Annotated in this window: 19 protein-coding genes; 6 read left to right on the plus strand and 13 right to left on the minus strand. The window is 66.9% G+C overall.

All coding sequences use genetic code 11. The features are described 5' to 3' along the window. Positions 1 to 128: 128 nt before the first annotated feature. Complete coding sequence (locus AVT10_RS06535; RefSeq protein WP_066689484.1) at positions 129 to 440, plus strand: hypothetical protein; 312 nt, start codon at positions 129 to 131, stop codon at positions 438 to 440. A 682-nt stretch (positions 441 to 1122) separates the two neighbouring features. On the opposite strand, the gene AVT10_RS06540 is transcribed toward AVT10_RS06535, so the two are convergent. After that, positions 1123 to 1752 (minus strand): outer membrane protein, encoded by a 630-nt coding sequence (locus AVT10_RS06540; protein ID WP_066689485.1) that lies wholly within the window; start codon positions 1750 to 1752, stop codon positions 1123 to 1125. Between the two features lie 304 nt (positions 1753 to 2056). Here AVT10_RS06540 and AVT10_RS06545 point away from each other — a divergent pair, with 304 nt between their 5' ends. Then, complete coding sequence (locus tag AVT10_RS06545) at positions 2057 to 3361, plus strand: NAD(P)/FAD-dependent oxidoreductase (protein ID WP_066689486.1); 1305 nt, start codon at positions 2057 to 2059, stop codon at positions 3359 to 3361. 304 nt (positions 3362 to 3665) lie between these two features. Here AVT10_RS06545 and AVT10_RS06550 read toward each other — a convergent pair whose 3' ends face one another. Continuing rightward, on the minus strand, positions 3666 to 3968 hold the full coding sequence (locus AVT10_RS06550; protein ID WP_066689487.1) for a hypothetical protein: 303 nt from the start codon (positions 3966 to 3968) through the stop codon (positions 3666 to 3668). 11 nt (positions 3969 to 3979) lie between these two features. Further along, the gene (locus AVT10_RS06555) at positions 3980 to 6829 is read right to left on the minus strand and encodes a M16 family metallopeptidase (RefSeq protein ID WP_066689488.1); all 2850 of its coding nucleotides are present in this window, start codon (positions 6827 to 6829) and stop codon (positions 3980 to 3982) included. A gap of 183 nt (positions 6830 to 7012) precedes the next feature. Between AVT10_RS06555 and AVT10_RS18135 the strand changes: the two genes are divergently transcribed. Both AVT10_RS18135 and AVT10_RS06560 read left to right on the plus strand, forming a co-directional pair. Further along, positions 7013 to 7168 carry a hypothetical protein gene (locus tag AVT10_RS18135; protein WP_157092699.1) on the plus strand — a complete coding sequence of 52 codons (156 nt, stop codon included), beginning with the start codon at positions 7013 to 7015 and terminating at the stop codon, positions 7166 to 7168. A 74-nt stretch (positions 7169 to 7242) separates the two neighbouring features. Beyond that, a complete protein-coding gene (locus tag AVT10_RS06560) occupies positions 7243 to 7704 on the plus strand; it encodes a hypothetical protein (RefSeq protein ID WP_066689489.1) in 462 nt (153 codons plus the stop codon). Between the two features lie 4 nt (positions 7705 to 7708). Here AVT10_RS06560 and AVT10_RS06565 read toward each other — a convergent pair whose 3' ends face one another. Then, on the minus strand, positions 7709 to 8707 hold the full coding sequence (locus tag AVT10_RS06565) for a hypothetical protein (RefSeq protein WP_066689490.1): 999 nt from the start codon (positions 8705 to 8707) through the stop codon (positions 7709 to 7711). Then, complete coding sequence (locus tag AVT10_RS06570; RefSeq protein ID WP_066689491.1) at positions 8704 to 9480, minus strand: glycosyltransferase family A protein; 777 nt, start codon at positions 9478 to 9480, stop codon at positions 8704 to 8706. The genes AVT10_RS06565 and AVT10_RS06570 overlap by 4 nt, the downstream gene beginning before the upstream one ends. Positions 9481 to 9557: 77 nt before the next feature. Here AVT10_RS06570 and AVT10_RS06575 point away from each other — a divergent pair, with 77 nt between their 5' ends. After that, positions 9558 to 10613: a glycosyltransferase gene (locus tag AVT10_RS06575; protein ID WP_066689492.1), complete on the plus strand. Its 1056-nt coding sequence runs from the start codon at positions 9558 to 9560 to the stop codon at positions 10611 to 10613. Continuing rightward, a complete protein-coding gene (locus tag AVT10_RS06580; protein ID WP_066689493.1) occupies positions 10610 to 11380 on the plus strand; it encodes a glycosyltransferase family 2 protein in 771 nt (256 codons plus the stop codon). The genes AVT10_RS06575 and AVT10_RS06580 overlap by 4 nt, the downstream gene beginning before the upstream one ends. Positions 11381 to 11650: 270 nt before the next feature. Here the strand turns inward: AVT10_RS06580 and AVT10_RS06585 are convergent, their stop codons facing one another. The 8 genes from AVT10_RS06585 to AVT10_RS06620 all read right to left on the minus strand — a co-directional run bounded on the left by AVT10_RS06585 (position 11651) and on the right by AVT10_RS06620 (position 17937). Then, the gene (locus AVT10_RS06585; protein WP_066689494.1) at positions 11651 to 12133 is read right to left on the minus strand and encodes a HEAT repeat domain-containing protein; all 483 of its coding nucleotides are present in this window, start codon (positions 12131 to 12133) and stop codon (positions 11651 to 11653) included. Then, entirely contained in the window at positions 12133 to 12330 is a 198-nt protein-coding gene (locus tag AVT10_RS06590) for a sulfurtransferase TusA family protein (RefSeq protein ID WP_066689495.1), read from the minus strand. Before AVT10_RS06590 ends, AVT10_RS06585 begins: the two co-directional genes overlap by 1 nt. Further along, on the minus strand, positions 12327 to 13700 hold the full coding sequence (gene der / locus AVT10_RS06595) for a ribosome biogenesis GTPase Der (RefSeq protein WP_066689496.1): 1374 nt from the start codon (positions 13698 to 13700) through the stop codon (positions 12327 to 12329). Before der ends, AVT10_RS06590 begins: the two co-directional genes overlap by 4 nt. 181 nt (positions 13701 to 13881) lie before the next feature. Beyond that, positions 13882 to 15213, minus strand: coding sequence for an outer membrane protein assembly factor BamB family protein (locus AVT10_RS06600; RefSeq protein WP_066689497.1), 1332 nt, complete (start codon positions 15211 to 15213; stop codon positions 13882 to 13884). A 28-nt stretch (positions 15214 to 15241) separates the two neighbouring features. After that, on the minus strand, positions 15242 to 15943 hold the full coding sequence (locus AVT10_RS06605; protein ID WP_066689498.1) for a tetratricopeptide repeat protein: 702 nt from the start codon (positions 15941 to 15943) through the stop codon (positions 15242 to 15244). A gap of 245 nt (positions 15944 to 16188) precedes the next feature. Further along, entirely contained in the window at positions 16189 to 17049 is an 861-nt protein-coding gene (panB, locus tag AVT10_RS06610) for a 3-methyl-2-oxobutanoate hydroxymethyltransferase (RefSeq protein ID WP_066689499.1), read from the minus strand. Between the two features lie 23 nt (positions 17050 to 17072). Beyond that, positions 17073 to 17513: a hypothetical protein gene (locus AVT10_RS06615; RefSeq protein ID WP_066689500.1), complete on the minus strand. Its 441-nt coding sequence runs from the start codon at positions 17511 to 17513 to the stop codon at positions 17073 to 17075. A gap of 67 nt (positions 17514 to 17580) precedes the next feature. Continuing rightward, positions 17581 to 17937: an arsenate reductase gene (locus tag AVT10_RS06620; RefSeq protein WP_066689501.1), complete on the minus strand. Its 357-nt coding sequence runs from the start codon at positions 17935 to 17937 to the stop codon at positions 17581 to 17583. Between the last annotated feature and the right edge of the window lie 127 nt (positions 17938 to 18064).

Here is an 18064-nt window from a genome sequence, read left to right on the forward strand (position 1 = left end):
CATCGGAAGCACGACATCAGTTCGCAAGGGTACTGGCCCCGCGCGCCCAAGGTGAACGCCAGATGAAGGAACCGCGTTCACCAAATACGGGTTGTACGTCGGCAAGTTCAGGAAAAGGGAGAACCCCCATGAACCGCACGACTTTGTTGATCGCCGCCGCCGCTACTGCGGTCATCGCGACGCCTTCGCTGGCTAAGGATCGCCGGACGGTCCCGGTCTATTCGGACTACAACCCCTATTATCTGGATTACAAGACCGACATTTCGGAGGCGAAGCGCGAGTTGCGCAAGGATCTGGCCCGCGCCGATGATGCCGCCGATCGCGAAGACGCCTGGGCGGAATATCGCCGCGAAATCGCCGACGCCAAGCATGACTTCCGCAAGGAAATGGCCGAGCGCGGCATGATCGTCCGCAACGGGCGGGTGACGGTCGAGGAATAACCGCGGCACAGCGGTCCTACGGGAAAAGGCCGTCGGGTTCACGCCCGGCGGCCTTTTCGTGCATACCAATGCCCTTACCGTAGACGACGCGCCTTTCCGCCTTTCGCCATCAGGTGCCTAGCATCTCGACCAGCCCCTTCGCCCTGCCCCCCTTGTTGATCCCTTCAAACCAGTGCATCCATCGCAGTCGTTTACCCCAGCACGCTGGCGACAATCGTTTTTTTGTAACGTTTTATATGGTAGTGGCGGACAAGCGTGCTGCGGCCGCATATTGTCGAGCCATGCTGGATTGTGGCCCTTTCCACACCAATAGGAACGCCCGACGACGCTACCGTACTGTGCGTGCGTTGATCGATTTGCATCGGTGGTGGACTTCAGATTTCCTAACGAAATCCAGGCACACGCCAGCAGAATCCAGCCCGGCAACTTCGGTAGAAGTTGGAACGGCTAAGAGCGCAGGAGGGCTAGCCGGCGGCGCTTCCGTTACGACAGTCTTTCCGCGCCTTACGCGCGGATAGCCCCATTCTGTATGGGGTACTAGAAGCTTCCCCGCCTCCGCGGGGATCATTGTTGCAACCGCCCAAAACAAAAGGCCCCGGACGAACCCGCCCGGAGCCTTTCGCGATACGCATTTACCGGGGCGGGTCCCGATACGCCGGACCCGCCCGAACTGGCACGATGCTTAGAAGTGGGTCGTCAGACCCAGCATCGGACGGAAGCTGTGGGCCGAACCGAAGGTCGACACTTCACCACGCAGGCGCACGCCCGAGTTGCCGGTGATGCCGCCGAGGCCGATGTCCTTCGGGCCGACTTCGAAACCGGCGCCATAGGTCATTTCGTGATAGTCGCGGCTGTCATTGCCGAACCGGTCGAAATTGACCCAGCGATAGCCGACCTTGCCGTAGATCAGGCCAGAGTCACCCGCGCGGACGCCGAAGCGGCCGGCTGCGCCGTAATCCCAATCGATGTCGCCCGACACGCCCTTCGAGACGCTGCCTTCGGCACCGACGAACACCGGGCCCAGCGGCACGTTGAAGCCGACAATGCCTTCAACCAGCGCGCCGTTCAGCTTGTCGTTGCGCGGGACCAGCGGGATGCCGGCGTCGGTGCGCTCCGAATCGAACTGTTCCCAGCCGCCCATGATCGCGACATAGGGTTCGAAGCCGATGCCGCTGGTGCCGTCGGGCGCGGTCACGGCGGGGGCCGGTTCGGTGGTCGTCGTGTCCTGCGACGTGGTCGACATGTCCTGCGCGAAGGCGGGGGCTGCGACGAAGGCAGCCGCGGCTGCGGCGACGGTGAAAAGCTTACGCATACAAAACCTCATCAGCGTTTACGGTCCCGGCATCGAACGCGCGCCGGTTTATCCGTGGCCCCTCTGAACCCGAAAACCGGGGAAGTGTTGCATCGCATTGCAACATGTGCGTCACGAAATCGGATACTGTTGCCCCAAGGCAACGGTATCTGTCGCCTACATGAACGAACCATGGCGGACCCGCCCGGACCATGGTGACAATGTGGCAAGGGTCGCGCGGCGGCGGGGCAGCCCGGTCGCAACGATTGGCGCCGCGATGGGTTGGGAAGGACGATCCACACGCGAATCGGAGGACGAACAGCGTATGCGACCCCGGATCATCATTGTCGGCGCCGGTTTCGGCGGCATCGCCGCGGCCCAGGCGCTACGCACGGCGGACGCCGACATCGTGCTGATCGACCGCACCAACCATCACCTGTTCCAGCCCTTGCTGTATCAGGTGGCGGGCGCCGCGCTGTCCCCGGCGGACATCGCCACCGCCAATCGCGCGCTGCTGCGTCGCAACAGGAATACGCGGATATTGATGGCGGAGGCGAGCGGGGTCGATGCCGCTGCGCGCGAGCTTTGCCTGGCCGATGGGCGGCGGTTGCCGTTCGATTACCTGATCCTGGCGACCGGCGCGGCGTACAGCTTCTTCGGCAACGACCAGTGGCGCGAGCATGCCTATGTGCTGAAATCGATCGACGATGCGCTGGCGATCCGTGCGGCGTTGCTGAGTGCGTTCGAGCGCGCAGAGCAATGCGACGATCCGGCGGAGCGGCAGCGGCTGCTGACCTTCGCGGTGGTCGGCGGTGGGCCGACCGGGGTGGAGCTGGCCGGGACGATCGCCGAGCTGGCGCGCACGACGCTGGCGCGCGACTTCGCGTCGATCGATCCGCGCCGGGCGCGGGTCGTGTTGTGCGAGATGGGCGACCGCATCCTGACCGCGTTCGATCCGCCGCTGTCGCAGTCGGCGCGCGAGATGCTCGAGTCGCTCGGCGTCGAGGTACGGACCGGCGAGGCGGTGAAAGCGATCGACGAACGCGGGCTGAACGTCGGCGACCAGCGGATCGATGCCGCCGCCGTGCTATGGGCGGCAGGGACCGAAGCGCGACCGGCGGCCAAGTGGCTGGCGGCGGATGCGGCGAAGAACGGCGCGGTGAAGGTGATGCCCGATTGTTCGATACCGGGGCATCCGACGATCTTCGCGATCGGCGACGTGGCGAGCTTCGATGCCGGCGACGGCCCCCTGCCCGGCCTGGCGCCGGTCGCCAAGCAGCAGGGGAAGTTCGTCGGCAAGCTGATCGCTGCGCGCGTCGCCGGGCGGTCGGCGCCGGAGCGGTTCCGCTATCGCGACTATGGCACGATGGCGGTGATCGGCCGGTCGCGGGCGGTGGCGGAGATTGCCGGGCTGAAGCTCAAGGGCTTTATCGCTTGGCTGGCCTGGTCGCTGGTCCACCTGATGCTGCTGGTGGACTTTCGCAGCCGGGTGTCGGTGTACGTCCACTGGGCGTGGTCGTGGTTCACCTATGGCCGGGGCGCGCGGTTGCTGACCGGTTATGCGCCCGAGCCGGGGGAGAAGCCCAGGACGGCCGGGTTGCCGGAGATCGAGGCGGAGCCGGCGGAGTAGGTTCGGGAGCTACCGTCACCCCGGACTTGATCCGGGGTGACGGTGGGGTTGAGGTCAGGACCAACCTCGCAGACCGCGTACCCCCGCGCAGGCGGGGTCCAGGGACACGGCCGTCGCCTGCGTCCGCGCCGCTTCGCGTACCCCCGCGCAGGCGGGAGTCCAGAGCCGCAATCGTCGCGCTCCGTTACCCTGGATCCCCGCCTGCGCGGGGATACGGTTCGCGCGAGGAGAGCCCAGCTCCTACATGCAAAACGGCCCGCCCGCATCGCCTGCGGACGGGCCGTTTCTGTCACGTCACCGACGTTCAGCCGACGCGGTTGCCCGCCATCGGGAAGCTGCCGAACGCGCCCGCCCCGACCGTGCCGGAAATCGTGTCGCCATCGACGGTCGCTTCGCAGTCGAGCGTCATCGGCATCGGCACGACGATCGCGACCTTCCACGACAGCTTGTCGCCATCGACCTTGCCGTCGGTGATCTCGGTCGACCCCATCGCGCCGGAATAGCTGCCGGTGAAGGTGCCGCCGTCGCTCTTGACGGTCAGCGTCGCCTGCTGGTCGCCCATCGGCGACTTGGTGATCGTGTTCCAGCTGCCATCGACATTCGCCATGTTCGCTCTCCTTACTTCGCCGCGACCGGGGCGGACGGCGGCGTTGCCGACACCACCTCCACCGGCAGGCCCAGCCCGTCAAGCTGCGGACGGACGACCTTCGCATCGCCGACCACCACATAGACGAAGCGATTGGGGTCGATTGCCGCGCGTGCCGCAGCGTCAAGCTGGGCCGTGGTCAGCGCCCGATATTTTTGCGGCAGGGTCGCCTGGTAATCGTCCGGGCGGCCGAGGAAGTCGTTGGCCCGCATCGCGCCCAGCACCGCGCCCGACGTTTCGTAGGTGCCGGCCAGCTGCCGCGTCTCGCCATCGATCGAGCGGCGGAATTCGACCGGGGTCACGCCGTTGGTCCCAAGGAAGCCGTTGATCTGTTCGCGCAGCGACGCGATCGCCGGGCCGGTCTTGTCCGCCTGCACCGGTGCGTTGATGACATAGGGCACGGCGTTCTGCATCAGCTGGAACCCGCCGCGCGCGCCGTAGGACCAGTGCTTCGCCTCGCGCAGGTCCATGTTGATGCGGCTGAGGAAGCCCGAGCCGAGCACGGTGTTGGCGGTGGTCGCCGCCAGCGTGTCCGACTTGGCCTGCACCGGCGTCATCTGACCCGCGACGATCAGCGACTGCGGCGAGTTCGGCCGGTCGACCAGCACGATCTTGGGGCTCGTGGTGGCGCGCTGGGCCGGAAAGGTCTTCGTTCCCGCCGCACCGGTCGCCTGCCAGTTGGCGAACGAGGCGTTGAGTGCCGCCTGCACCTCGGCCAGCGGACGGTCGGAAACGACGAACACCTTCGCCTTGTCCGGACGCAGCCACGCATTGCGCCATGCCACCAGATCCTCGCGCTTCATCGCCATGACCGCCGCCGGATCGCCGACGCCCGCCGCGAGCTTCGCATAGGGGCTGTCCGCGCCGTAGAGCAGCGGCGGCAGCGTCATGTCGGCCAGCCCCTGCGGGTTGGTGCGCTGCTGCCCGATCTGCGCCAGCACCTGCCCGCGCACGCGCTCCAGCTCGCTCGCGTCGAACGCCGGGTTGCGCAGCACGTCGGCGAACAGCATCGTCGCGCTGTTCAGATTGGCGCTGGGCGCTTCGAAGCCGATCGTCGTCTGATCGGCCGAATTGCCGCCGCTCATCTGCATGCCGAGCTTTTCCTTCGCCTCGGCCATCGCGATCGAATTGCGGGTGATGGTGCCTTCGTCGATCAGCGACAGCGTCATGCCGGCGGTGCCGAGCTTGCCGGCCACATCGGCGGCGGTGCCGGCATCGAACACCATCGACACCTGCGTCACCGGCACGGCGGTCCGCTGGGCATAGACCAGCTCCATGCCGTTCGACAGGCGGCTGCGCGTGACCTTCGGGAATTGCAGCGCAGTGCCGGTGTCGGCGACGCCCGGCATCGCCCCGCGCGTGCCCTTGAACGGCGTTTCGGGCGCGGCCGGGGTGGCGGGTGCGGCGGCGACCGCCTTCGCCTCTTCATAGCCCTCGCGCTCGCCCTTCTCGACGATCAGCGTATAGGCCGGGCGCGACATCCACTTCTGCGCGGCGGCGCGGGCACGCTCCGGCGTCATCGTCGCCAGCGCGTTCAGCTCCTTTTTATAGAAGCCCGGATCGTTCGAATACAGCTCGCCCGACGCCAGCGTCACCGCCTTGCCGCCGAAGCCGCCGACCGATTCCAGCCCGCCGATGGTGCTCGACACCTGCGTCGTGGCGACGCGCGCCACTTCGTCGGCACTCGGACCGGTGCGCAGATAATCGGCGATCATCTGGTCCAGCTTCGCCTCGACCAGCTTTTCATCGACGCCCGGCTTCACGATCGCACGGACGATCAGCATGCCGGCCTGTGCCAGCGACTGGACGCCGGCGGACACCTGCACCGCCAGCTTTTCCTTCTTCACCAGTTCATTGTCGAGCCGCGACGAGGCGAGGCCGCCGAACGCGCTCATCGCGACGTCCAGCGCCGGGGCGTCGGGATCGTTCAGGCCCGGCACCGGCCAGACCTTCATGATCATCGTCGCGGCGACATTGTCCTTCATCACCTCGCGCACCGGCGCGGCGAGGGTCGGCACCTCGATCTTCGGCAGGACCGATTCCGGCCCACGCGCGATCTTGCCGAAATATTTCTCGACCAGCGGGCGCGCTTCCTTCGCGTCGATGTCGCCGGCCAGCACCAGCACCGCGTTGTTCGGGCCGTAATGGCCGCGGAACCAGTTCTTCACGTCCTCGAGGCTGGCGGCGTCGAGATCGGCCATCGAACCGATCACCGAATGGCGATAGGGATGGCCGACCGGGAAGATGCCCTCGGTCATCTTGTAACGGACGAGGCCGTAAGGCTGGTTGTCGCCCTGGCGTTTTTCGTTCTGCACGACGCCGCGCTGTTCATCGAGCACGCCCTGCGTCACCGCGCCGAGCAGATAGCCCATGCGGTCCGATTCGAGGAACAGCGCGCGGTCGATCGCCGCCTTCGGCACGGTTTCGAAATAGTTGGTGCGGTCGTAGCTGGTAGTGCCGTTCAGGTCGGTCGCACCGATCGAGCGCAACGGGTCGAAGAAGTCGCCCGGCGCATTTTCCGACCCGTTGAACATCAGATGTTCGAACAGGTGCGCGAAGCCGGTCTTCCCCTCCGGCTCATGCTTCGACCCCACGTCATACCATACCGACACCGCGACGATCGGCGCCTTGCGATCGGTATGGGTGATGACGGTCAGGCCGTTGGGCAGCGTGAACTTTTCGTAGGGAATGTTGACCGGGGCGACCAGCGCCGACAGCGGCGCGGCCTTGACCGGGGGCGCGGCACGGGCGGGCGCCTGCGCCTGCGCCGTCCCGGCGAGCGCAGTGGAAGCGAGCAATACGGCAGCAACGGTACGGAACATGAAACCCCACCCATTATCGATAAACGGAATGACGGTGTATGGCGTGGGCGGGGGCCGTGCAAGTCAGTTCCATTGCCCGAACGGCACCATTGGCTTGCGGTCGTGTAACATATGATGTCCTCGGACCATTTCGGCTAATTGGCGGTTTTCACGATGCTTTCAGTGCTTATGTTGCATCGCGCCATGACTATTCCATTCGAAACCTTCCGCGCGATCCTTCCGCATTCCGACCGGTTCGACCGCCTGCTGGCGCTCGGCTGGGAAGATATCGGAGGCGTCGTCCTTGCCATGGGAGCCGTCGCGTTCATGACGGCACTGGGCGCGCTGCGTTCGCGCTGAGCGTTCCGCTTCGAACATTGCTGCGTAGCAACATTTCCTGAGACTGTTTTTCTCCGGGAACAAGGGTTTTGCGTATGATCCGATTGACTGCCGCCCTGCTGGGCGGGGCGCTGCTGGCCGGCTGTGGCAATTCGTCCGTGCCGGAAGCGCAGGCGACGATGAACAACACGGTCGACCTGCGCCACCTGGTCGAGACGGAAGTGGCGGGCAACGGCATCGAACGCTATCCACTGGAAGGCGTCGAGATCCCGACCCCGTCGGACCCGCAGTCGCGCTACGAAGTGCTGCGCCAGCGCCGCACCGCCGCCGGCACGATCATCGCGATCCTGCGCCAGCAGCGCGGCGACCGCTTCGTCTATGCCCGCACCGAGCTGGATTGCGAGCGCGACCTGTTCCATGTCGTCGGCGTGGCCGACACGCGGGCCCATGTCGAAACCAATGTCGCGCATGACGGGCCGCTGCGCCCGACGACCGGCCTGCCGCTGCGGCAGGAACTGTCGAGCTTCATCTGCCAGCGGGCGTCTGCGTCGGCCTGATCCCCTATTCGCCCGCCGGCGGTACCGCCGGCGTGGCGATGTCGGCCTCCAGCCGCGGATCGACCTCGGCAACGGGCAGCGTGCCGCGGCGCCGCTGGAAACTGGTCAGCAGAAAGAACAGCAGGTTGCTTCCCTGCGTCAGCGCGCCGCCGGCGAGCAGCAGCCCGGCCATCGCCGCGCGCGGGCCATCGACGATATGGCTCATCTCCAGCGCGGCCGACAGGAACAGCAGGTCGCGATTGGGCACGATCGGCAGGCGGCTGATGACCATCTGTACCGTCAGGAACGTGACCCACACGCCCCAGGGTTCGGCGGGCAGCACCACCGCCCATTGCGTCGCCTGCAACAGCACGACGGCCAGGATGCGCGCGACATGGATGCCGAGCACGGCGGCGGCGACCCGCCAGCTGACCGACAATATCTGGCTGCGCAGGCGCAGGAGCAGCGGCGTCAGGAACCCCGCGACCAGCAGGGCGGCCAGTAGCATGCCGCCTGCCGAATGGAGCCAGTCGGCGATCCATTTCGCCCGGCCCGTCCCCATGAAGATGACCAGCAGGATCGAGGTGATCGCGGCGGAGGCGAGCGCCGAGAGGATCGCATTGTCCTTGATCGCCAGCAGCAGCGTCTTCGACGCGATCCCCAGCCGCTGCCGCGCCCAGACGAACAGATAGACCTCGCCCGAATAGCCGACGAACGCCGAGTTGAAGACCCGCTTGCGCACGAAGACCGACAGGCTGCCGGGCAAGGGTCGGCCGAGCAGCAGGCGGAAGATCCACACCTCCGACACCGGCAATGCCATGAACATCACGACGAACAGGATGTAGAACCATGGCGTGCGCGGGAGCGCGGCGGCGACGCTGGCCCAGCCGATCGCGCGGACCTTCAGCACCAGCCACAGCAGCACGCCGACGAAGAACAGGGCGCGGAAGACCTTGCCCACCAACGCGGCGGTGGGCGTCTGCGACCAGTCGTGCAGCCGCTGTGCACGTTCCGACAGGGTCAAGCGAACACCCCGGCGGTGCGCGAATCGGCGACGAACGCCTCGAACGCGGCGCGCGTGTCGGGATCGAGGCGGAAGCGCGAATGGCGCCATACCCCGCCCGGCAGCACGCGGCGCAGGGCATATTCGATCGCGGCGGCAGGCGTGTTGCGCACCCGGCGTTCGAAATGGGTCCGCTCCCACGTGTTGCCGCCGTGGAAGGCGCGGACGAACAGGCCCGGCGCGTCGAGTATGCCGATGTGCTCGATGGGCCAGTGGTGCAGGAAATCGGTATCCTCGCCGCGCCGCTTTTCGGGGTAGCGGGCGGTCGGATCGGCGCGGTGGACGATGCTGCCCGGTACGCCCGGCTCCAGCGTGCCGACATAAGGATGGTCGAACCATTCGGGCGCATCGAGATGCATCAGCGTGCCGCGCAGGACGCAGGCGTCCTTGCCGCCGTCCAGCACCGCGACCTGCCGCACCAGCCGGTCGGGATGATACCAGTCGTCATCGTCCCATTGCGCGACGATCGAGCCCCGCGCGAGGTCCAGCGTGCGGTTGCGCAACCGACCCAGCGTCGTGTCGGGCGTCTTCGTCACCCGGTCGTAGATCAGCCGGTCGGCAGGGATATCGGCGAAGAGCGGCGTATAATCCTGATCGCCATCGTCGACGACGACCAGTTCGCGGTTCGCCCAGCGTTGCCGCAGAAAACAGTCGACCGCGCGCCGCGCCAGCGCGGCACGGTTCGCGGTCACCATCACGCAGCTTACCCGCGCGCCGTCGTCGGACCAGTTCATCGCCAGCGCCTTAGCCGCAGTCGGGCACCTCGACAATCGGGTGGCGCGACCGGCTTCGCGCTGGTAGCCGGGCGGGAATGCGGATCGTCTTCGTCCTGACTTATCCCACCCATCACGGCGTCGCCGATGTGGGTGAATGGCTGCGCTGGGACAATCGCGACCGGCGGATGCCCGGGATCCTGACCGAACTCGGCGTCGAGACCGAGCTGTGGGGACTGGCGCGTGAGCCGCTGGACACCGTGTCCGCGCTGCCGGGCATCGCCCCCTACCCCATCCGCCTGTTCGCGCCGTCCAACCCCGACGCCCGGACCCGCGACCAGCGCAGCGACGCGATGGTCGCCGCCGCGCGGATCGATCCAACGACGCTGTTCGTGCTGATCGGCAGCAATGGCGGCGCCGGGTTCGACCTGTTCGACCGGGTGCTGCGGCCCGACCGGCGGCGCTTCGCGGTCATCATCGGTGGCGACTGGTGGAGCCGGATCGTGCCGCATGCCGCGTTCCTGTTTCCGGAGTCGGCGGTGCAGGAGGCGCAGCTGACCCGGCCGGGCTGGCGCTTCTGGCGAAGGGCGATTCCGGAGGCGCGGATGCAGCGGCTGCCCAAGACGATCGATACCGACCGCTTCGCACCGCTGGTGGCGGACAAACGGTTCGACGTGATCGCGACCAGCCGCCTGACGCCCTACAAGAAGTTCGACGAGATCGCGGCGCTGGGCGACCGCCACCGGGTCGCGGTGATCGGCGACGGGCCGCAGGCGGCGGCGTTGCAGCGGCGCTTTCCGCAGGTGCACTGGCTGGGCCATGTGCCGAACGGCGAGGTGCCGGCGATGCTGGCACAGGCGCGGCTGTTCTTTCATGCCGGGCGGCGCGACTATTTCCCGCGCGCGATCCCCGAAGCGATGGCGTGCGGCCTGTCGGTCGCGGCGTTCGACGACCGGATCGGGGCGGACGTGATCCCGCCCAGCTGCGGGCTGCTGGTCAAGGATAACGACTATCGCGACAAGGTCGACGCGTTGCTCGCCGATCCGGCGGCGCTGGCGGCGATGGGGGCGGCGGCGCGCGCCCATGTCGTCGCGACGCACGGGCGCCGGTCGTCGGAAGCCGCCTGTCGCCGATTGATGGAGTTGGCCGCATGAGCCGCTGGACGTTCGTGATCGCCTATTACAACGAGGCGGACTTCCTGCCCGCCACGCTGGCGGCACTGGCGCCGCAGAGCGTGCCGTTCCGGCTGGTGCTGGTCGACAACGGATCGACCGACGGGTCGGACGCGATCGCCCGCGCCTTCACCGCGCCGGGGATCGAGGTCGTGCACCTGTCGGAGGCGCGGCCGGGCAAGATCCATGCGCTGGAAACGGCGATGGCCGAACTCACCACCGAATTCTGCGCGTTCGGCGATGCGGATACCTATTACCCGCCGCATTACCTGGCCGAGGCGGAACGCACGTTCGATGCCGATCCGCGAACGGTGGCGGTGATGGCGCTGGGCGTCGATGCATCAGGGCAAAGGCTGCGGCGGGCGCTCTATGCCGGGGTCGTGACGAAACTGCTGTCGAAACAGACGCATACCGGTGGTTACGGACAGGCGTTCCGCACGGCGGCGCTGGTACAGGCGGGCGGTTTCTCGGAGAAACTCTGGCCTTATGTGCTGCTGGATCATGAGATCATGCAGCGGGTCGCAAAGCTTGGCCGCGTCGTCTATCCCTATAATTTCTGGGCGAAACCTTCGCCACGCCGGTCGGACCGCCGGCGGGTACGCTGGACGCTGGGCGAGCGGCTCCTGTACCACGCCACGCCGTTCGCGGCGAAAGACTGGTTCTTCTACCGCTTCCTGGGGCCAAGGTTGAAGGCACGGGGGATTACCCATTTGAATTTGCGGGATAAACCCTGGGAAGCGAAGCCGTAAGGCGGTCCAAAGTTCACTAAGTTCACACTCGTGTATGGTTGGTGCGTCGTGCGGTTTGCGCCATGTGCGAGGCGCGATGTTCCGGCGATGTAAAAGAACCAGGCGGAGCATGGCATGTCCGGACGGTTGTAGGAAAGGCGAGATGGGTGGCGACTGTGCGCCGCGTCACCCAGCCAGATGCGTCGCCCCAGCGAAGGCTGGGGCCTCAAGCGGCTCTTGCTGCCGTGCTATAATGGGGAGATCCCAGCCTTCGCTGGGATGACGTTTGGGTCAGGTTCCCTTTCCTTGCTCACATGCGGCAATCGCGGCCGCCACCAGTCCATCTAGGTACGGGTCGTCCGACGGATCGGACCATGGTCGTAGTGCATCGACCAGCGACGGATCGGCGATGATTTCCGCCGCTTCGAAGACGTTGACGAGAGCCATCTCGGCGGACAAGGCCTGGCGGACGTGCGGTAGCGCCTTCGCCGGAGCGATTTGGGCGAGCCCACGCAACGCCTCGGCCCTGACGCGCGGCGAGCAATCCGTCGTAGCGGCCGCCAGCAGCGCATCGCGGATCGCCGGGGTATCGAGGTCGGCATTGCCCAAAATGAATGCGGCCCAATCCCGGTTCACCGCCTCTGCATCCGTCAGATAGTCGATGACCCGCCGCAGATTGTGCTCGCCAAACTCGCTGCCGGATAGTGGAACCGCTTCGTTCAACACGTCGATCAGGAAGCCGGACGTGGGCTGGTAGGAAGCGTCCTCCGTCATCACCGCGCCACCCGGAACACACCCTCGCCCACCACGTCCAGCCGCGCACCGACCGCCGTTGCCGCACTTGCCAATTCACCGGCCGCGCGGGGGTCGTCGGCTGCGATCTCCACCATCTGCGCCCCGTCGCGCAGCGCCCGGGCCAGCCGGATGGCGGGCCAGGGGCAGCGCATGCCGCGGGCGTCGATGCGGGTCACTTTGCGTGGTCGAAGGGGTTTTTCGGGGCGCGGAGGTTCAGGCGGACGGGGACTGCGCCGAAGCCGAATTCCTTGCGCAAGCCGTTAATGAGATAACGCTTGTAGCTTTCGGGCAGCTGGTCGACGCGGGTGCCGAACAGTACGAAGCTGGGCGGACGCGTCTTGTTCTGCGTGATGTAGCGCATCTTGATGCGCTTGCCGCCGGGCGCGGGCGGCGGGTTGGCCTCCAGCGCGCGGTCGAACCAGCGGTTAAGCTGTCCCGTCGACACGCGGCGGCCCCAGGCTTCGCGGGTTTCGAACGCCGCCTGCATCAGCACGTCCAGCCCCTTGCCGGTGGCGGCCGATACGGTCAGCAGCGGCACGCCCTTGGCCTGCGCCAGCCCTTCGTCGAGCGCGCCCTTCACGCCATTGAACAGCGACGATGCGTGTTCGGCGATGTCCCATTTGTTGAGCGCGATTACCAGCGCGCGGCCCTCTTGCAGCACGCGATCGGCGATCTTGATGTCCTGCAGTTCGAGGCCCCGCGTGCCGTCGAGAAGCAGCACGACGACCTCGGCAAAGTCGATCGCGTGGAGCGCGTCGGCGACCGAGAGCTTTTCGAGCTTTTCCTGCACCCGCGCCTTCTTGCGCATGCCGGCGGTGTCGATCAGCCGGACGGGGCGGACACGACCGTCGGGGGCGGTCCAGTTCCAGTCGACCGCGATCGAATCGCGGGTGATCCCCGCTTCGGGACCGGTGATGAGCCGGTCCTGCCCAAGGAAACGGTTGATCAGCGTCGACTTGCCCGCGTTGGGGCGGCCGACGATGGCGAGCTTCAGGACGGCGGTTTCGGGGTCGAACTCGCCTTCTTCCTCCGGCTCCGGCTCGTCCTCGCGCTCGATATAGGGGCGCAGCGCCTCGAACAGGTCGGCGACGCCCTCACCATGTTCGGCCGAGAGCTGCACCGGATCGCCAAAGCCCAGCGCCAGCGATTCGAGCACGCCGTTCTCGCCCGCGCGGCCCTCCGCCTTGTTCGCGACCAGCACGACGGTGCCGCCCGACGAGCGCAGCCAGCGGGCGATTTCCTCGTCCAGCGGCGTGATGCCGGCGCGGGCGTCGATCATGAACAGCGCGACATCGGCCATCTCGACCGCCGCCTGGGTCTGCATCCGCATCCGCCCCGGCAGGGTTGCGGCGTCTTCATCCTCGAACCCGGCGGTGTCGACAATGGTGAAGTCGAGGCCGAGCAAGGTCGCCTCCCCTTCCCGCCGGTCGCGGGTCACGCCCGGCTGGTCATCGACCAGCGCCAGCCGCTTGCCGACGAGGCGGTTGAACAGCGTCGACTTGCCGACATTGGGACGGCCGATGATGGCGACGACGGGTAAGGGCATGGGGATTCCTGGGGTGCGGGGTTGCCGCCGAGTGTAGGGGGTAAGGGAGGCCGGGTCGAGGGTGTTGGCTCCTCTCGTCGTTCCCGCGCAGGCGGGAACCCATAAACGCCGACGCAGCGTTTCCATCAGGAGCGCTGCGTCTATGGATCCCCGCCTGCGCGGGGATGACGAGTGGTTGGTGTTACTTCCAGGCGGTAAGCTGCCCGGCATCGTCGAGCAGGTACAGCATACCGTTCGCCACGATCGGCGACAGGTTATACCCCGCCTTCGACCGGGTTTCCTGCGTCGATGTGATCGAGCCGTCGGCGACCGAGGCCGATACCAGCTGCCCTTCCGAATTGGCGAGGATCAGGCGGTTGCCCGCCAGGATCGGGCCGACCCAGCTGATCGGGTTCTTGCGCTTCTTTTCGTTGCGGAAGCCGGGCAGCTGCTGGACCCAGCGCAGCTTGCCGCTGCCGCGCGAGATGCACAGCAGGCGCGCGTCGTCGGTCACGACGAAGATCCATTCGCCCGCGACCCACGGCGTCGAGATGCCGGCGAGATTCTGTTCCCACAGCCGCTGGCCCGACACGAGTTCGAGCGCGACCATGCGACCGCCCTGCCCGACCGCATAGACGCGACCATTGTCGATCACCGGTTCGGCGTCGATATCGGCCAGCGCCGACACCGAGGTCGAGGCGGAGGTGCGCGACAGGCTGTCGCCCCAGACCGACCGGCCATTTTCGTAGCGATAGGCGTTCAGCTCGCCCGACGAGAAGCCGGCGACGACCGTGCCCTGGGCCGAAGCGGGCGCAGCGACGCCGAACACGCCCTGCGATTCGATGCTGCCCGACTGAGTCCACACCACCTTGCCGTCGCTCTGGTCCAGCGCGAACAGCTGGTTGTCCTGGCTGACGACATAGACCTGCCCGTTGGCGAGCGAGGGGGCACCGCGTAAGGGGCCGCCGGGCTTGGCGCGCCACACTTCCTTGCCGTCGGCGGTGTTGAACGCGACGACATCGCCCAGACCATCGGTGGCGAAGGCACGCTCACCCTCCACCGACACGCCGCCGCCGAAGCGGGCACGCGGATTGTCGTCGCCGGGTACGGTCCGCGCGGTCCATACGGTCGCGCCGGTCGCGGCATCCATCGCGGTGACCACGCCTTCGACGTCGATCACGTACAGGCGACCACCGACGACCACCGGCGATGCGGCCAGCCGAGTGCGGGTATTGCCGCCCTCGATCCGCGCGCTCCACACCTGGCGCAACGTGTCGCCCAATGCGACATGACTCATCGATTTCGAGGCGTTGCCGCCGGGCTGCGACCAGTCGGCATTGGTTTCGGCGAGCGGCAGCACGACCTGCAGGTTCGCCAGCGCCGGATCGACCGTGGCGAGGTTTTCGGACGCGAGGATCGGCACGCGCTGTCCGACGACGGGCGTGCGCGCCGGGCCCTTGCCCTTGAGTGCGCCGCAACCGCCCAGCAGCGCCAACGCCGCAACCGCTGCCGAGAGTTTCAGATGCGTCTTCATGGGGAAAGGGTTCCGGTATCGAAGGGGGTTATTGCGCGGCGGCGGCGGGAGCGGCGGGCGCGGCATCGACGCCGAGCGACCCGGCCATCTGCACGGCACGCGCACGCAGGCTTTCGGGCACGCCATCGGTCTGCGCGATCAGGGCAAAGGTCTGTCCGGCCTGCTTGAGCTTGTTCTGGCGGAGATAGGCGACGGCCACCATCTCCCCCGCGCTGCCGAGCCACGGGCTGCCCTTGTCGGCGAGGCCGCGCAGCCGGTCGATGACCTGCTGCGGCTGCAACGAATCATATTCGACCGCGGTCTGGCGGACGAGCGCCATGTCGCGGAACGGCTGGGCCAGCGTCTCGTCGGCGGCGACCTTGCCGAAGGCGGCGGCCGCGCCCTTGGTATCGTTCTTCGACAGCAGCATGTCGGCCTGGGTCAGCAGGGCGGTGGCGCGCACGGCGTCCTTGTCGGAGGTCGTCAGCTTGCCGACGATCGCGTTCGCCTGCGCGACGCGGCCCTGTTCGATATCGTCGAGCGCGGTGGCGAGCTGTTCGCCCTGTTCGCCGGCCAGCGTGTTCTGGCGATGCTGCCACCAGGTCCAGCCGCCGAACGCAACGAGCGCGAGGAGGACCGCGCCGATGATCCACAGGCCGTAGCGCTTGCCGATGTTCGACATCTGCTCACGGCGCAGCTCTTCATCGACTTCGCGGATGAAGGCTTCGTTGTTCTGCGGGGTCAACGCCAAGGGAACAGCTCCAGGGGATAGATCAAGCGCGCTCCTTTAGCCGACGCCCAAGGGAAACGAAAGCGATTGGTCGTAGGGGTGGTTACCGGCACGGGACCATGGGGAAGCGCGGCTGTGCGGGGGATGAACAACGTTCCCGTTCCGTCACCCCGGACTTGATCCGGGGTCCCGCTTTCTTGCTACGGTAGAAGAAGAAGCGGGACCCCGGATCAAGTCCGGGGTGACGTGGCGGTTGGGGGTTCGTCTCAATCCTTCGGCGCGTAGAGTTGCGCTGGGCCGGGGAAGGTCCGCGTGCGCACCTCGTCGGCATAAGTCGTGACCGCCTTCGCGATATGGCCGGCCATGTCGTCGAACGTCTTCACGAAGCGCGGGGTGCGTTCGAACAGGCCGAGCATGTCCTCGGCCACCAGCACCTGTCCGTCGCACGCGGCCGACGCGCCGATGCCGATCGTGGGACAGGCGATGCGCCGGGTGATCTCCACCGCGATCGGTTCGACCACGCCCTCGATCACCACGGCGAAGGCGCCGGCTTCGGCGACCGCGACCGCATCGGCGACGATCTTTTCCGCCTCCGCTGCGCTGCGCCCGCGCGCGCCATAGCCGCCAAGCTGGTTCACCGCCTGCGGCGTCAGGCCGACATGGCCCATCACGGGAATGCCCCGCTGCGACAGGAAGGCGACGGTTTCCGCCATCGCCGTGCCGCCCTCCAGCTTCACCGCCGCGGCACCGGTCGCCTTGAGCAGCATCGCCGCGCTTTCGAACGCTTGTTGCGGGCTGGCCTCATAGCTGCCGAACGGCAGGTCGATGACGACCAGCGAATGATAGGAACCGCGCACCACCGCGCTCCCGTGCGCCGCCATCATGTCGAGCGTAACGGGCACAGTCGATGGCAGGCCGTAGATCACCTGCCCCAGGCTGTCGCCGACCAGCAGCATGTCGCACTGCGCGTCCATTAGCTGCGCCATGCGCACGGTATAGGCGGTCAGCATCACCAGCGGGGTCTTGCCCTTGGCGGCGCGGATGGCGGGGATGGTCAGCCGCTTCATCGGCGCCGGGGTGGGCGTCGCGCGGCTGGTGGCGGTGTCGATGGTGAAGATCGTGGACATCCGCGCGGTCTAGCCCGAAGCGATCAGCGAAGCCACCCGCGCGCCGTGCCGTGCCGGGCCACGGCCAATTGCCATAGCGCGATGGCGAAGATCACCAGCGGGAACGGCACCGTCGCCGCCGCGCCCTTCGCCGCGATCAGGTCGGTCGCCGTAAAGACCCAGCCGAACTGGATCGCGACCGCGAGCAGCGATGCAGCATAAAGCCCCGCGGCCCAGCGCCGGCCGATCAACAACGCGACGCTGCCGAGCAGCCCGCCCCAGGTGGCGATGCCGTAGATCCAGTTGAACCAGCGCGGCAGCGCGGCATAGAAGCGGCGGTCAACCTCGCCCATCGCGGCAAGGGCGGCAGGTCCCATCGTGACCTGGCTGTAGAAGGCGAAGACGCCGGCTGCGCCCCACAGCAGGAACAGGATGGCGACGATGCGGAACCATGGCGGCGGAGTCCGGACGAACGTCGGTGCCATGCTGATCCTCTCCACCCGCGATTCGATACGGCATCGCAATGATGCCTGTGCGTGATGGTTAACGCACTTACCCGGCGATGGCGAATCGCTCCGCATAGCGTTCGGGCTTGAACCCGGTTTCGATCCAGCCGTCGCCGACCAGCACCGGGCGGCGGATCATCGACGGCTGGGCCAGCATTAGATCGATCGCGCGGGGTGCGTCGAGATCGACCTTGTCGGCATCGGGCAGCTTGCGGAACGTCGTGCCGCTGCGATTGAGCAGCGCCTCCCAGCCGAGTGCTTCGACCCATTGTTCCAGCGTCGCGCGGTCGATCCCGGCCTTCTTATAGTCGTGGAAGGTGTAGCCGATTCCGTTCGTGTCGAGCCAGGTGCGCGCCTTCTTCATCGTGTCGCAGGCCGGAATCCCATATATGGTTATCGTCATACGCTCGGTTCCTTTGGTGCAGCATCCGCGCTTGGCAAGTCTCGAAGCCAAAGCGTATCCTTCGCCGATACCTCAAGAATAGCTTCGTTCGAGACTGAGCAGCCCCCATCGGGTGGTCCGGGTTATT

The organism is Sphingomonas hankookensis (assembly GCF_001619955.1).
Classification (GTDB): domain Bacteria; phylum Pseudomonadota; class Alphaproteobacteria; order Sphingomonadales; family Sphingomonadaceae; genus Sphingomonas; species Sphingomonas hankookensis_A.